Genomic DNA, 515 nt, shown 5'->3' on the forward strand with positions numbered 1-515 from the left:
TCATCGGTGTTATTGTATCTGCACAGTAGCAGGCCCCATGCTGTTTGCATCATACTGTTCATCGTAACCTGATGGTATTTGCTTAAGTACATCAAGCGCTCGGTCAGCGCCTCCGAGAACATATGATGAGTCTCCTCCAGGACGTACTCTCCATTAGTAGAATGACCGCTTGTTGGAATCGCCGCACGTTGTTCGTACCCCGCCAAGTAATCTCTCCAATAGCCCAGCGCTTCTTCACGATCCTGCTTCTCCAACCAATTGATGAATTCGCTATAAGGTTTCACCTCAGGCAAATCCATTGTTTGGCCACTGCTAAGCTGCTTGTACATATAAAAGAACTCTTTCAAGACGATGCCCACGCACCAGCCGTCCATCAAAATATGATGGTGGCTCCATACGATCTCATATTGGCTCTGCCCCGTCTTCAATACAGCAACACGTAACAAAGCATCATTCGTCAGATCGAATCCTTGTTCCCGGTCCGATTGCTTGAATCGCTCTACTTTGCACTTGAT

General features: G+C 47.4%; 1 protein-coding gene. It reads right to left on the reverse strand.

Features of this window, described 5'->3' with window-relative positions; genetic code table 11:
- Nucleotides 1–515: condensation domain-containing protein (locus tag FS818_RS28295; RefSeq protein ID WP_260984892.1), on the reverse strand; the 515-nt coding region annotated here is incomplete at both ends.

The sequence above is a fragment of the Paenibacillus xylanexedens genome, from assembly GCF_007680605.1.
Classification (GTDB): domain Bacteria; phylum Bacillota; class Bacilli; order Paenibacillales; family Paenibacillaceae; genus Paenibacillus; species Paenibacillus xylanexedens_B.